This is a genomic window from Desulfitobacterium sp. PCE1 (assembly GCF_000384015.1).
Classification (GTDB): domain Bacteria; phylum Bacillota; class Desulfitobacteriia; order Desulfitobacteriales; family Desulfitobacteriaceae; genus Desulfitobacterium; species Desulfitobacterium dehalogenans.
Window position 1 is genome coordinate 3,910,943 of sequence record NZ_KB913023.1, and the last position, 14,765, is coordinate 3,925,707.

At 44.9% G+C, this 14,765-nt stretch carries 13 protein-coding genes, 1 pseudogene and 1 riboswitch; of the genes and pseudogenes, 1 reads left to right on the plus strand and 13 read right to left on the minus strand.

Features of this window, described 5'->3' with window-relative positions; genetic code table 11:
* Window positions 1-67 precede the first annotated feature (67 nt).
* The 9 genes from DESPCE1_RS0119340 to metA form a co-directional block, all read right to left on the minus strand.
* A complete protein-coding gene (locus DESPCE1_RS0119340) occupies window positions 68-619 on the minus strand; it encodes a 4Fe-4S dicluster domain-containing protein (protein ID WP_014795665.1) in 552 nt (183 codons plus the stop codon).
* The gene (locus DESPCE1_RS0119345; RefSeq protein WP_019851410.1) at window positions 616-2,655 is read right to left on the minus strand and encodes a molybdopterin-dependent oxidoreductase; all 2,040 of its coding nucleotides are present in this window, start codon (window positions 2,653-2,655) and stop codon (window positions 616-618) included. Before DESPCE1_RS0119345 ends, DESPCE1_RS0119340 begins: the two co-directional genes overlap by 4 nt.
* Window positions 2,652-3,878, minus strand: coding sequence for a CdaR family transcriptional regulator (locus DESPCE1_RS0119350; RefSeq protein WP_014795667.1), 1,227 nt, complete (start codon window positions 3,876-3,878; stop codon window positions 2,652-2,654). The genes DESPCE1_RS0119345 and DESPCE1_RS0119350 overlap by 4 nt, the downstream gene beginning before the upstream one ends.
* Window positions 3,879-4,170: 292 nt before the next feature.
* Window positions 4,171-4,827 (minus strand): DUF1847 domain-containing protein, encoded by a 657-nt coding sequence (locus DESPCE1_RS0119355; RefSeq protein ID WP_014795668.1) that lies wholly within the window; start codon window positions 4,825-4,827, stop codon window positions 4,171-4,173.
* A gap of 192 nt (window positions 4,828-5,019) precedes the next feature.
* Window positions 5,020-6,255, minus strand: coding sequence for a DUF1015 domain-containing protein (locus tag DESPCE1_RS0119360; protein WP_019851411.1), 1,236 nt, complete (start codon window positions 6,253-6,255; stop codon window positions 5,020-5,022).
* 30 nt (window positions 6,256-6,285) lie between these two features.
* Window positions 6,286-7,449, minus strand: coding sequence for a phosphoglycerate dehydrogenase (locus DESPCE1_RS0119365; protein WP_014795670.1), 1,164 nt, complete (start codon window positions 7,447-7,449; stop codon window positions 6,286-6,288).
* Between the two features lie 26 nt (window positions 7,450-7,475).
* The gene (gene serC, locus DESPCE1_RS0119370) at window positions 7,476-8,558 is read right to left on the minus strand and encodes a 3-phosphoserine/phosphohydroxythreonine transaminase (protein ID WP_019851412.1); all 1,083 of its coding nucleotides are present in this window, start codon (window positions 8,556-8,558) and stop codon (window positions 7,476-7,478) included.
* 498 nt (window positions 8,559-9,056) lie between these two features.
* Entirely contained in the window at window positions 9,057-9,647 is a 591-nt protein-coding gene (locus tag DESPCE1_RS0119375) for an HDIG domain-containing metalloprotein (RefSeq protein WP_019851413.1), read from the minus strand.
* A 69-nt stretch (window positions 9,648-9,716) separates the two neighbouring features.
* The gene (metA, locus tag DESPCE1_RS0119380) at window positions 9,717-10,640 is read right to left on the minus strand and encodes a homoserine O-succinyltransferase (RefSeq protein ID WP_019851414.1); all 924 of its coding nucleotides are present in this window, start codon (window positions 10,638-10,640) and stop codon (window positions 9,717-9,719) included.
* Window positions 10,641-10,714: 74 nt separating this feature from the next.
* A riboswitch (SAM riboswitch) is annotated at window positions 10,715-10,821 on the minus strand.
* A 614-nt stretch (window positions 10,822-11,435) separates the two neighbouring features.
* Between metA and DESPCE1_RS24225 the strand changes: the two are divergent.
* Window positions 11,436-11,630 (plus strand): annotated as a pseudogene (locus DESPCE1_RS24225) (hypothetical protein).
* A 41-nt stretch (window positions 11,631-11,671) separates the two neighbouring features.
* Here the strand turns inward: DESPCE1_RS24225 and DESPCE1_RS0119385 are convergent.
* The 4 genes from DESPCE1_RS0119385 to DESPCE1_RS0119400 are packed head-to-tail and all read right to left on the minus strand — an operon-like array spanning window position 11,672 to window position 14,665.
* Window positions 11,672-12,547, minus strand: coding sequence for a cysteine ABC transporter substrate-binding protein (locus DESPCE1_RS0119385; protein WP_019851415.1), 876 nt, complete (start codon window positions 12,545-12,547; stop codon window positions 11,672-11,674).
* Window positions 12,548-12,581: 34 nt separating this feature from the next.
* Window positions 12,582-13,331 carry an amino acid ABC transporter ATP-binding protein gene (locus DESPCE1_RS0119390; RefSeq protein ID WP_019851416.1) on the minus strand — a complete coding sequence of 250 codons (750 nt, stop codon included), beginning with the start codon at window positions 13,329-13,331 and terminating at the stop codon, window positions 12,582-12,584.
* Between the two features lie 10 nt (window positions 13,332-13,341).
* Complete coding sequence (locus DESPCE1_RS0119395) at window positions 13,342-14,019, minus strand: amino acid ABC transporter permease (protein WP_014795676.1); 678 nt, start codon at window positions 14,017-14,019, stop codon at window positions 13,342-13,344.
* Window positions 14,000-14,665 (minus strand): amino acid ABC transporter permease, encoded by a 666-nt coding sequence (locus tag DESPCE1_RS0119400; RefSeq protein ID WP_019851417.1) that lies wholly within the window; start codon window positions 14,663-14,665, stop codon window positions 14,000-14,002. The genes DESPCE1_RS0119395 and DESPCE1_RS0119400 overlap by 20 nt, the downstream gene beginning before the upstream one ends.
* Window positions 14,666-14,765: the final 100 nt, after the last annotated feature.

The window sequence follows — 14,765 nt, forward strand, 5'->3', positions numbered from 1 at the left end:
TAAAAAGCTGTAGTCAAGAAATTAATCATTTCATTGACTACAGCCCCTAACTCGATTGTTTTCCAGCTTAATTGTTAATCCAATATCTCTTTTTTTCTTTGGGAGGATAAAAGCGAATGGATGGCTTAGTGAGCCGGATATCCGGAAATCCTTCTACTGTCGGGACTGTACCCTTCTCACCATACTTATTGAAATCATGAACTTGAAGAGCTCCTGTAGGGCATGCGGTTACACAAGCTGGAAGCAGGCCTGCCTTTTGTCGGTCAATGCAGTAATTGCATTTACCAGTTCTGTTGGCTGCGTGGTCAAACTGTGGCGCCTTATAAGGACAGGCTCCCACACAGGTCTGACAGCCTGCACAGCGATTAGAATCGATGAGAACGATCCCATCCCTTCTTTTTATATAAGCATGCTCTGGACAGACACGAAAGCACTCCGGACTTGAGCAATGATTACAGGAAATAGAGAGATAGCGCCCTTCTCCTCCATTGTCAGTGACTCTGCGCCAGGATACCGCCGCCGCTGTTTTGTTTTCATTTTTGCAGGCGAGAACACAAGAATGGCAGCCTATGCAGCGATCCACATTAAACAGAAACCCTTTGGCGTTGATCTTCGTCATTTCTTTTTCACCTCTACCCAAGAATCATAAAAAGCTGCCCCTCGGGCTCCGGTTGTATGAATCCCCATATCCGTATTTTGACCGGCCAGTAGTTGGTTGGTGGTATCACCTTGAGCCATAACCACGACTCCTTGAGGGATGTAGGGGTTAATCTCCACTCTTCGAAAACAGGATCCACGATCGTTAAGCACTATGACATGATCTTTTTCTTTAAGATTCCGTTGCTCTGCATCTTGAGGGTTAAGCTCCACTGCATCCATCTCTTTTTCAAGGTTCAGCCAGCTGAGCTCACGATATTGAGAATGAAGCCTTAACAGGCTTTGGGGAGTGAGTAAACGCAAAGGATAGGGAGATTCAATTCTCTGTTCTTTAAAACGCACCAATGCGGGCAATTGGTTTTCTTTAGCACCTCTCGACATCAGCTGGAATTTCCCGGTCTCCGTAGGATAGCCTTGGACTTCCCGGGAGACTCCCTTTAGTTTATATTTGCGGGGACCTTGAAGAAGCTCTTCCCAATTGTCAATCTCCAGCTGTTTAAGGATCTCTGGTGTCAGCTCTGCCTTAATCCAGTCCAAGGCACTTAATTGCCAAGGAAAGCTGGAGAAGTCTGGCCGGAGCCCATTCAAGACTTGAGTCAAATTACGAGCGATCTCCAGGTCACTGCGTGCTTCGTAAAATGGCGGGATAGCCTTTTGATTGATGGCAATCCACTGATGCCAGTAGCAGCTATGCAAATCATACTCTTCAAAAGGACTGGCAGCAGGCAAAACGATATCTGCTTGGGCCGTGGTTTCATTCATGAACAAATCTACCACAACGATGAGTTCCAATTGACTTACAAGTTTTCGCCAATGTTGAAGATTTTGCCCTTGGCTGAAAGGATTATGGCTTGCCAACCAGAGGAGCTTTAGCGGAGGATCCTTCAAAGCTAAAGCCTCTTGAGCAAAATGAATAATATTGAGACTTCGTACCGGTGCCTTTTCCTGCTCTGGGGGGAGGGGAAAGTTTTTAATATTGAAAGGAAAAATATCGAGCCAATTGTAGTAGTATAATCCGCCGCCTTGTTGGTGCTGATTCTTAGTAAGAGTGACTAAGGCATCGATTCCTCGTACACTCTGTCCGCCATTGGAATAACGCTGAACACCAAAACCTACCCAGGTAGCACAGGGTGATTCCAGATACATTTCAGCCAAATCTTTTATTCCCTCAAGAGGTACTCCCGTTATGGCACTGGCTTCTTCAAGGGAGACCTCGTCCCGAAGATAGCTTTCAAAAGCTTCCCAGCCATGAACATGCCTTTGAATAAAGTCCAGGTCCAAACGGCTCTCTTGCCATATATATTTGAGAACGGCCATGGCCAACAGCCCATCAGTACCCGGCTGGATCTGAAGGTAAATATCCCCTTGCGCCGCCGTTGGGGTGAATAAGGTGTCGATGACTAAAAGCTTAGCCCCTTTATCCCTGGCACGATTGATAAAGCTCCACTGATGAACAGCGGTGCGGGCAGGGTTAACTCCCCAGAGGACGATTCCCTTGGCCTTTGCCATATCTTCCGGATCGCAAAGCGCCCCTTGACCTCGGTTATAGTTTAAAGCATCTCCTCCAGCCGACAAGCATAAATCACCATGGATCTTGGTGTGAGATCCTAATCCTCTGAACATTCCCTCTGTGGCATAATGAAGAATTCCCAGGTTGCCGGAGTATTTGTCATAGCCACTGGCGAGGTTAGAACCATAGCGGTCGTGAAGTTCAATGATTTTTAAGGCGATGGTCTCCAAGGCTTCGCTCCAGCTTATGCGCTGCCAATTCCCTGAACCTCTGGGGAACTGGCGGAGGGGATACTTTAGGCGCTGAGGGCTGTATACATATTCCGTGTAGGCATAGCCCTTAGCACATAGTCGACCATGGGTATAACCATGCTTGGGATTTCCCTCAACTTTAATAAGTTTTCCGTTTTCCACAGTGGAGAGAATCCCGCAAGTCTCATAGCAATTGCGCGGGCAGACATTATGGAAAATTTGCCGATCAGTGTTCATAATTTCTCCTTAAAATCGACCAGGTACTTAATTTTAAAGGCAATAACCAAGGACACTCTGGTATCAAAATCCTCAAGATCCATGTCTAAAATTTCCTCGATTCGTTTGAGCCGATAGCGAAGGGAGTTGGGATGAAGGAAAAGGGCATTGGCCGTAGCTTTCAAATCGCAATGATAGGTAAGATAGTTCTCAAGAGTTTCTGTCAATTCATTTTTTTGTTTGTCCTGAGATTCTAACTCAGCTAACATCTCGCGATAAAACTCTAATAATTCCTGTTTATCATGGCTATAAAGTATTCTTTCTACTCCCAGTTCCCGGAAATAAACGGTGGGGCCTTTCCCTTTGAGGAGAACACTAAGCTTAACGGCCACCTTGGCCTCCTGATAGCTTCGGAATAATTCTGATGGCTGCTCATATCTTCTACCGACACCCACCCGAATCACTCGAGGTGCCAGGCGTTCCTCCGTTTGAGCCAGTACTTGATTGATGATCATATTCAGATACGCTTTAAAATCACGGCGCTTCCCACTTTCAATAGGCAAAGCTAAAATGACTTCTTCGTTTTTTTCCATGAGAATCACGGCGTTATCCAGAGGCTGAACTACGGATTGAATACTATCATGCAGGGTGGTGACAAGATAGTGATCCTGAGAATAGGACTCATAGTCCTCCAGTTCAAAGACTGTGACCACATGAGGCAGGCTCAGATCCCAGCCCCATAGCTTTGCTCTGGCAATAATATCATTATTATCTTCTATGTTTCCATAGAGCAGATCAAAAAGAAAGGCATCCTGATAATTTCGGCTGTTGTCCAAAAGTTCCGCTTCCTTTTGCAGTTCCAGGACAAAGATATTGCGAGCTTGGTGAATCAGTACTTTAAGCCGGTTGTCCTCGTCAGGTCCCGGATCACATAGATAGAGAAAGCCTAAACGCTTGGAGGCATGGCTAAGTTCAATGGCAAGAGCGTCCATTCTCGTCTCCCCTGCCTGGATCTGGACTCGTCCGGGACTAGGAGGATTAAGAGGTAAAACCTCGAAGAACTTCCCTTGACCAAATTCCTCATCGGTTAAGGAGGACTCCAAAACCCTATGTGAAGTGCTTGCGATCATAACTTCTCTACGGACAAAGTGGGAAGTGCTGTCTACAAGTTCTTTAAGACCACCACCATGAACCAGCTTATTCAATAGCTCGTTCTGAAGCTGCAAGGATTCCTCGACATTCATAATCTTCCTCCTCCCTAGAACTTTATATGTCCATTTTGTAAGATTATTTATCCATACGTTATGAGCATTATACGTTATCCTGGCAATATTCCAAAGCCTTCACCTATCTACTCATTGTAATCCTTCTTGATACTAAATACAAAAAAGGAGGGACGATCACTATCTTTGGGATAGTTAGCGCCTCTCCTTTAGGATACACAATTTTTCTTACTTAATATGTGGTTTAAATCACTCATCGGTGTAAATTTGCTCTATGAATCGGTTTCCAGTTTTATATGGAGCCAGTATTGACTTAGATATCCCCTTCTTGAAGTAATCTTCTATAGTAAAAACTGCTGGTATATAAAGCCGCAGCCGGATTATGGCCCAACACTCTATCTTTCGTGATAAGCGTGGTAACAGGAGCCTCGGAGTATTTAATAAATAAGGAATCATGCCCCACGCATAGCCCTACTATCACATTGAGATGGGTCTTTTCCTCATTGAGGAGAGTGGCTTGAAGGACAGGGTTGCATAAGGATTCATGGCATCCCTTGTTGACCTTGAGCTCTTCTGGCACTCCTACTTGAGTCTTGTCGACTGCACCTACTTTACAAATGATACCATAGCTTTCAAGCCCCTTGGCACTAAGAATTTTGGCAAAGGTTTTTGCCTCGCTCATTAATCCCACACAGGTAGCAATACCAACCTTTTTAGCCCCGATTCGTTTAGCAAAGGCTATTATTTCCTCTACTCGAGTGAGTTTACCATAATAGGTCCCTTCGATTTCAGCTGCCGCATTGGAAAGTTTGGAAACAAGGTCATCCTTACGGTATAACTCATTAATCTCTTCTACGGTTTCTTCAGAAGTATGGGTTGTTAAGCAGAATTGAGGAAAGGTCTTGTCTCTTTTATGGCAATTTAAGAGCGCACAATCCGTGCAGCTTAACTTCTTATCCTCTTGATTCATTACCATTCTCCTTCTCTATTTGCTTATAATTTGCTTATATGCCCTTGAACATAGGGATATAACCACTCATTACAATTGTAAGATCTTAAGTCTTAAAACTCAAGGAGATTCAGACGTAGAAAAGCAGGGAGCTTTTCTCCCTGCTTTCTCATTCCTCGGATAGTGAAGGAACAAACGAGTCTTCTCCTTGCTTCACAGTTCGTGAATAAACAATCCGCTACGCAGCTTAGGTTCAAACCAAGTGGATTTGGGCGGCATCAGTCGCCCCGCATCAGATACTGCAAAAAGCTCTTGAATAGAGGTAGGGTATAGAGAAAAGGCACATTTCATATCGCTGTTGGTTCTTTTTTCAAGTTCCTGTAAACCACGGATTCCGCCCACAAAGTCAATGCGTTTATCTGTACGGATATCCATAATCTGCAGAATCGGCGTTAAGAGGTGATTCTGCAGCAAGGATACATCCAGCCCTTCTACAGGATCCGTTGAACGAATCTCTTCCCGAGCCCTCAGCTTATACCAAGTCCCTTCCAGCGCCATGCCAAAGGTAGCCTTCTCCTCAGGTTTATAAGGGGTATTTCCTATTTCCTCCAATTCAAAGCCCCTTTTAATTTCTTCCAAAAATTCGGCCTTGCTTAAACCATTAAGATCTTTCACCACTCGATTATAGTCCAAGATCAACAACTGATCGTCTGGAAAGAGCACAGAAAGGAAGAAATTAAACTCCTCTTGACCCGTATAGTTGGGATGCTCTTCTCTTCGTTTCAGCCCCACCTTAACGGCAGAAGCGGTACGATGATGTCCATCGGCAATATAGATGCTTTGAATTCCGGCAAATCCTGAAGTAATCTTCTCCAAATCCCGGTCCTCCGAGATAACCCAAACGACATGCCTTACTCCATCTGATGCCATAAAATCATAGAGAGGAGTTTTCTGTTTCACTTTTTCAATCACTTCATTAATACTTGCTTGCGAGCGGTAGGTTAAAAAGATCGGGCCCGTCTGGGCATTGCACACATCCACATGATTAATACGGTCAAGCTCTTTATCTTCCCTGGTCAATTCATGCTTTTTAATCACATCTTGAAGATAATCATCAATTGCGGCGCAACCCACCAAGCCGGTTTGAGCTCTTCCGTCCATAGTAAGCTCATAGATATAGTAACAGGGTTTGGTTTCCCGGATAAAAATCCCCTCTTGAATCATTTCCTGCAAAATTTCTCTGGCCTTTTTATAGACCTCAGGATCGTAAGGATTGAAATCCTCAGGAAAGTGAGTCTCCGGACGATCCACCTTTAAAAAAGACAGGGGTTCTTTTTTTATTTCTTCAAGGGCCTCTTCTCGATTATATACATCATAAGGGAGGGCAGCTACTTTCCTTGCTACATCTTCCCTGGGTCTTATGGCTTGAAAGGGTCTAATCCTTGCCAAAGTATTCCCTCCTCTTGAATTGAATTCAGCTTATTTTATGACGCGGACTCTCAGTACGCCGTCAATTTCTCTGAGTTTGGCAATCATCTCTGGACCGGCCGGAGTTTCGATATCGATAAGGGTATAGGCATAGGACCCTTTGCTTTTGTTCATTAAGTCCGAGATATTGACATTTTCTTTGGCTAAGGTAGAGGTGAATTGACCTAGCATATTGGGGACGTTTTTATGATTGATGGCAATCCGCCCGGCTTGGGTGCATACTCCCATATCACAATTGGGGAAATTGACAGAATTCTTGATATTGCCATGCTCAAGGTAATTCATCATCTGCTCTACAGCCATGACCGCACAGTTTTCTTCGGATTCCGCTGTGGATGCTCCTAGATGAGGAATGGCAATAACCCCTTCCACTCCGCAGACTTTTGGGTTGGGGAAGTCTGTCACATATTTGGCAACCTTTCCTGTGCCGAGAGCTTCAAGCAAAGCATCTTCATCCACCAGGGTATCCCTGGAGAAATTCAGGATAATCACGCCGTCTTTCATTTGCTCAAAAGCTTGTTTATTGAGCATTCCACGGTTGGAATCGGTTAAGGGGACATGGATGGTAATGAAATCACATTCCCGATAAATGTCTTCTACACTTTTGATGGGTTTAATATATTTAGACAGCTTCCAGGCATGTTCAACAGAAATATAGGGGTCATAACCGCAAACATCCATTTCCATTTTATTGGCGGCATTGGCTACCAAGACGCCGATGGCACCTAAGCCTATGACTCCCAGCTTCTTGCCTTTGATTTCTGTTCCGGCAAATTTAGCTTTATTCTTTTCAACCAGTTTGGCAACTTCGGGATCCGTCTGACAGGAGCTAACCCAGTTAACTCCTCCCACAAGATTCCGGGCAGCCATAATCATGGTGGCAATCACCATCTCCTTTACCCCATTGGCATTGGCACCAGGGGTGTTAAAGACGACGATTCCTTTTTCAGCGCATTTATCCAAGGGGATGTTATTGACTCCAGCTCCAGCTCGAGCAATGGCCTCAATATCAGGAGGTAATTCCAGATCGTGCATAGAGGTACTGCGGACAAGGATACCGTTAGCATCTTCGTAACGGTCTACATTAATATAGTGATCGGTAAAAAGCTTTAATCCCGCTTCGGAAATATTATTCAGGCAATTGATTTTAAACATTAAAAACACTCCTCTTTTTATAATTCTTACTTATTTTCTGCTTCAAACTTTTTCATAAACTCCACTAAATCCTTGACCCCTTGGATCGGCATGGCATTGTAAATGCTGGCCCTCATCCCTCCCACTGTACGATAGCCTTTAAGGTTCTCAAAACCTGCGGCCTTGGCTTCTTTGATAAACTTGGCATCCAACTCCTCAGAGCCTGTCACGAAGGGAACATTCATTAAGGAGCGATCCTTTTTCACCACAGTTCCTTTAAACATGTCACTGGCATCCAAGTAATCATAAAGGATGGCAGCCTTTTCCTCGTTAATCTTTTTCATAGCCTCCAGTCCGCCCAGTTTTTTGAGCCATTGGAACACTTTACCGCAGATATATATTCCGTAGACCGGCGGTGTATTATAGGCGGAGTTGTTATCGAAATGGACTTTATATTTGAGCATCGTGGGGGTCCCCGGCAAAACATCCTCCGTGATGAGGTCCTCACGAATAATGACAATCACGACCCCAGCAGGACCCACATTCTTTTGGGCTCCGGCAAAAATAAGTCCATATTTTGTAACATCAATGGGTTCAGATAGAAAATTCGAGGACATATCGGCAATCAAGGGTTTATCCCCCACATCAGGAAGTTCATTAAACTTGGTTCCAAAGATGGTATTGTTGTGGCAGATGTAGACATAGTCCGCATCCTCGGAGAATTTTAAATCTTTAAGGTCTGGAATATAGGAGTAGTTCTGGTCCTCTGATGAAGCGATGACATTGATCTTTCCGTACAGCTTTCCTTCGGAAATGGCTTTCTTGGCCCACTGTCCTGTATTCAGATGATCCGCCACCCGATTCTTCATAAGGTTCATGGGAATCATGGCAAACTGTTGGGACGCCCCTCCCTGAAGAAAGAGAATTTTATAATGTTCAGGAATATTAAGCAACTCCCTTAGATCCTGGGCGGCCTCATTCATCATCCCCTCAATCGTCTTGGAACGATGGCTCATCTCCATAACGGACATGCCCGTTCCCTGGTAATCCAGCATTTCCTCAGCGGCTTCTCTTAGGACTTCTTCGGGCAATACTGCCGGCCCTGCTGAAAAATTGTACACTCTTTTCATTTGAAATATCCCCCTTATTTATAAATATTTATGAATGTTAACATATATTGGGTTGTCCAGGGTAGATAAAAACCCACCCCAGTCTTTGGGGCGGGTATTCCGCGGTGCCACCCAAGTTCCAGCCTTTACGGTTTACGGGCAGTAAGCCCTACCACCTTCCTCCTTCGTGTCGTTAAGGAGAAACTATGGTAGTGCGGCGCGGATAATAAATAAAACCTCTCATCCCAAATCAGGGACGAGAGGTTATTCCCGCGTTGCCACCCATGTTGCCGTAATCGGCCAACTTATGTCCGCGATATCGGGCGGAACCCGTCACAATTCATCATTGGCCACTCCAGGATGGAATCCGCTTCGCTTCTATGACTGACTTGCACCAACCGTCAGCTCTCTACACATATTCGGCACCGGATGTCCCTTCATCGTGTTGGACTATAGATCTACGTTGTTATGATTCTAATCTATTACAGGCCTTTTTGTCAAGTGTTATTGCTAAAATAATTATTTCCCTGCTTCGACATTGCCTTCTAAGCCGATCTCAGACGCGATGGCGCGCATTCCATTAATGGTCTCTTCGATGATTTCATTTAAGTCCTTACCCAGGCGGTTGGCACCGGCTTCAATGACTTCCCTGTTGACATTCTCGGCGAAGCTTTTTTGCTTCCATTTCTTTTTGACCGATTTGGTGGTCAGGTCATGAAGGCTCTTGCTGGGACGAAGCAAGGCTGTGGCTGAGACCAAGCCTGTTAATTCATCGACGGTAAACAAAACATTTTCCACGTTCTCCCGGGGTTCTACATCATGGACCAGACCATAACCATGGCTTTCAATAGCCCGGATGAACTCCTCCGGCAATCCTTTGGGAGTAAGGATCTCCCGGGTTTTGCGACAGTGTTGATCAGGGTACATCTCAAAGTCGATATCATGCAATAACCCGATATTTCCCCAAAGGTCAGGATCTTCTTGATAAAGGGAGGCAAAATGGCGCATCACAGCTTCCACCGTTATGGAGTGACGCAATAAAGTCTCACTTTTTACATAGTCATTGAGAAGCTGCCAAGCAGCCTCTCTATCCCGTGTATAATCCAGCATCCGACATCCTTCTTTCTCATAGTTTATGGTTGGTCTTAACAGTCTCAATAGAATGATTAGACCTAGAACTTAGATATTGCCTAATTCTTCAAGGTTATAGGGTGTTTCCTGATAGACATAGTAGTTCAGCCAATTGGCAAAAAGCAAATTAGAATGACCTCTCCACTTGACGATGGGGGTCTTCATGGGATCGTCCCCAGGATAGTAGTTCTGAGGAATATTGATGGGTAGTCCTTGGGATATATCCCGATCATACTCCGATTTTAGGGTGTGAGGATCGTATTCGGAATGACCTGTGACAAAAATCTGCCGACCGCCCTTGGTCCCGATGAGATAGACTCCGGACTCCTCAGATTCCGAAAGAATCTCCAACTCCGGCACCTTGACAATATCTTCTTTTCTTACCTCTGTATGCCTGGAGTGGGGAACATAAAAGACATCATCAAAGCCTCTGAGCAAACGGATATCCTTGCAGTTTAAGGTATGAGGGAATACGCCGAACATTTTTGCTTGTAAAGGATACTTGGGAACACCAAAGAAGTGATAAAGCCCCGCCTGGGCTCCCCAGCAAATGAAAAGCGTGGAAAAGACGTTGCTCTTACTCCAATCCATAATCTTCTGCAGTTCCGGCCAAAAATCAACCTCTTCAAAGGGCATCTGCTCAATGGGGGCACCCGTAATAATCATTCCGTCAAATTTTTGATCTTTAATACTGTCAAAGGTCTGATAATACTTAATGAGGTATTCTTCCGGGGTATTCTTAGAGAGATGGGTTTCCGGATAAAGAAGGGTAATGTCCACTTGCAAAGGAGAATTCCCTAAGAGCCTAAGAATCTGTGTTTCCGTCACGATCTTATTGGGCATGAGATTTAGAATGACAATGCTAAGAGGGCGAATGTCCTGATGCTCGGCACGCCTCTCTTCCATAATAAAAACATCTTCTTTGGTGAGTATTTCTGCTGCAGGCAGGCCATCGGGTACATTAATCGGCATAGTATTCTCCCTTCAATACACTTAAAAATAAAGAAAACCTCTTTCCGAGAAAGAGGGCATCGCCAAAAGTTCCTCTCTCATCTATCAATGCTTCCATCGCAGGAATTAGCACCGTTGTATTCATCAGAATACCGGTTGCTGGGTTTCATCGGGCCAGTCCCTCCACCACTCTTGATAAGAAATGGGATGTATTTAATTGCTGACGATGAAAATCGTCATTGGCACTATATTATTATATCTTTTCTTTAAAGTCAATCTGCTCTATAACAAAAATATTTTGAAGCACACTATATAATATAACAGATTCCTTCATGTTGTAGGCATACGGGCAGATGCGGAAAAGCTTTTGCTCGGGTCGAGTAGCTTTACGCACAACGCTCACTCTATAGCTCCAGAGCTGGTCAACTCGCTTTCTTAACAGCTACGCCAAACCCCGCTGCTTTCTGCATGTGAACCGGTGGCTTCGCTACGTTAAGAAAGCCTCGTTGACCCGGTCGCTCTTCCGCTAAAGCCGTTCCCTTTTGTGCGTAAAGCTACACTTGCGGGGCCTTTTTACTTCTGCATCGTGTGGCTGGACTTTTAGCCCTTACTTCTTTTCCGGGCCTTTTTAAGGGCAGCTGGCGATGCCGTAGGCAGTACCAGCGGAGGATGAAAAGCTCATCCGGGCCGGGTACTTATCCTACACCTGCACCGCTCAAACCCGAAAAGCAGCCCAAGGATTTTGCTTTAAGGCAGAGAACGGATTCTAAGCGAGCAGGGTAGCAATCTTCGCGAAAAGACTGCAGCGGAGTCGGGTTGGAAACAGGACGTTTCCAACCGGCCATTGAGCAGGAGCGATTTAGCCGGGCACCCGACGCAGCGGAAGTCTTGAGCGATTAGATTGCTCCGCGCAGCTTATGGAGTGAACGCCGAAAGCAAAATCCTGGAGAACTAGCTTTCCGGGCCTTTTTCATACTAGAAGACGGCTCTCTCCAACTAAAAGCAGGATGAGAACCGTCTTTTTCTTCATTATCCTTAGACCTATCCTATTACTAAAGTTTTCCGCCTTCGACAATTAACTCTTCAGGTTTTACATCATCTCCGTACACGGGGAGAAGAGTCTTTTTATAAGCTTGCCCCACAAAATCCTCCTTACCAATCGCTTCCAACTCTTGATTAATCCAGTTTAAGAGTTCGGTGTTGCCCTTCTTTACTGCCGGAGCAATTGTGTCCGTTCCGCCTAAAGTAGGTACACCTACAGAGAAGCCGGGATTAGATTTTGCCCAAGCAAGCACTTCCGTATTGTCATGAGCTAACGCGGCCCCTCGACCATCTTTTAAAGCTTCAAAAGCTTCCGTGTTTTGATCATACTTGAGAAGTTCGAGGTCAGGGTGATTCTTGGTTAAATAATCTTGAGCTGTGGTTCCTTTATTGACAATAACTTTCTTCCCTTTAAGCTGGTCGATGGAGGTAATCAGAGCCCCGTCAGGTGATACGAGCCCTAGAGAAACCTTCATGTAAGGATTGGCAAAATCAACCTTTTGCTTTCTTTCCTCCGTGACTGTGAAATTAGCCATGATGATATCTACCTTGTTGGATTCAAGATAAGGGACTCTGTTGGCAGCCTCAACCAATACGAATTCCACTTTGGATTCGTCCCCCAAAAGGTCTTTAGCAAAACGCTTGGCAATTTCCACGTCAAAGCCTTGATTCTGTCCATTGGAATCCACATACCCAAAAGGCGGTTTGTCGCTGAATACTCCAATCCTTAAGGTACCACGCTGTTTAATCTCTTCTAAAGATCCTGCTGAGGACGTACCATTTGAGTTATTTGCTGGGTTGGCTCCTGCTTGGCTGCACCCCACAAGCCCTCCAAGGAGTAAAGCGCCTGCTAGTGCGAGGGACAATAATCTCTTCATCTTTTTCATCTTTTCTCTCAACCTTTCTTTGCTTTTTTGTACTCTAGTATTGGAATATATTAAGAAATCGCCTAGCCCGATCCGTGCGGGGATTATTAAAGAACTCCTGAGGTCCAGCAATCTCACAAATATCACCTGAATCCATGAAAACGATTCGATCAGCCACAGCCTGGGCGAAACCCATTTCATGAGTGACGATAATCATGGTCATTCCTTGTTTGGCCAAACCCAGCATAACATCAAGAACTTCTCGAACCATTTCCGGATCAAGGGATGCTGTCACCTCGTCAAAAAGCATCATCTCGGGATTCATACATAAGGCCCTGACGATAGCGATTCTCTGCTTCTGACCTCCGGACAACTCCCTTGGAAAAGCGTTTATTCTATCATATAACCCGACTCTTTCCAAGAGGACCTTGGCTTGCTCCAGCACTTGGCTTCTACCCCTGTTCTGAACTTTCGTGGGGCCAAGAAGAATATTCTCAAGCACCGTCATATGGGGAAAAAGATCATAGTTCTGGAAGACCATACCGATCTGCTGACGGATTTTTTTCCAGTCAACATTTTTTCCTATGAGGCTTTGACCTGAAAGCAGAATATCTCCCCCTTGAATGGGTTCAAGACCATTAAGACATCGGAGCAAGGTGCTTTTCCCGCATCCGGAAGGCCCTAAAACCACAATAACCTCACCCCTCTGGACTTGGAGATCAATCTCATTGAGAACAGGTTTGCCACCATACTCCTTGTGCAACGCTTTGATTTCCAACACTACTTCCTTTTTCTCTACACTCATTTAATCACCCCTAACTGCTCCACTTCGCTTCCAGCTTCTTTGCAAAACGAGATAACGGATAACACATGGTGAAGTACAACATAAAAATAAATCCATAAATCCAGAAGGAAGCCGTGGGTACCGTGAAACGAGCGTTCTCTATGATTTGTTGACCGACCTTGAGAACTTCCACTACGCCGATGAGAACCACAAGCGAGGTGGTTTTGACCATCCGTGTAGCCAAATTAATCGTGGCGGGAAGCATTCGTCTTACAGCCTGAGGAATTAAAATATACCGGTAAAGCTTCCAAAAGCTTAAACCCAAGGCTTTACCGGAGTCACTCTGATGTCGGGGCAAGGATTCTAAGGCCCCTCTAACGATATCACCCATTTCTGCCGTTCCCCAGAGAATAAAGACAATAATAGCTATGACCTCACCCTCTAGATGGATATTAAAGGCCGCGGTAATTCCGAAATAGCCGATGAATAACCAGACAAGGACGGGAATAATTCTGAAGGTTTCCAGATAAAGGCGGCAGAGCCCTTTGATCATCCTCGATTTTATAGTCATGAGAAGACCAAAGAGGATTCCCGTAAAGGTGGAAATTAAGATGGCGATGAAGGCTATTCGTGCCGTAACCAGCAATCCCTCCAGCAGGCGCATTATATTTTGTGAGGTAAAGATCATCTCAATGGCCGAACTCTGCATAACGCACCTTCCTCTCCAACCAAGTCAGGAAAAACGATAGGGGTAAAAGAATGATCAAGTAAGAAACAACCAGCATAAAGAGAGATTCAATGGTCTGGTAATACATCCCGATGAGGTCCTTGGTTACATTCATAAGGTCCAGGATGGCGATAGCCCCGACGACGGAAGTTTCTTTCAGCAAGAAGATACAATTAGCGCCAAGGGCCGGGACACTAAAAGACAAAGCCTGAGGGAATACTACATAACGAATCAATTGCCACCGTGAAAACCCTAAGCTTAAGCCAGATTCAATCTGGGATCTGCTCACCGCCTCCATACCGCCGCGGAAAGCCTCAGCCATATAGCTGCCTCCTAAAAAGGAAAGACCAAGAATTGCACAAGTAGTTTCACTTAAGGTCACCCCCAGCTTCGTTAGCCCAAAATAGAGAAAGTAGAGCTGGATAAGCAAAGGGGTATTCCGGGAGAGCTCTATATAGACTCCCACAATAGTTTTTAAAAAAGGTACACGGTAATAAATTATTACACTGCAGATAAGGCCAAGGAGCAAAGAAGACAGTGTCCCCCAGAAAGCAAGCTTTAAGGTAAGCCATGCCGCTTTCTCATATAAAGGGATATTTTGAAGAATAAATTCCCAATTTAAGTTCATGGCCGTTCTCTCTTTCAGTCAAATCTGCTGGACTTCTATACTCTAAGTCTATTCATATAATTCATATATATTTACTATGACATATCGGAATTATATATTT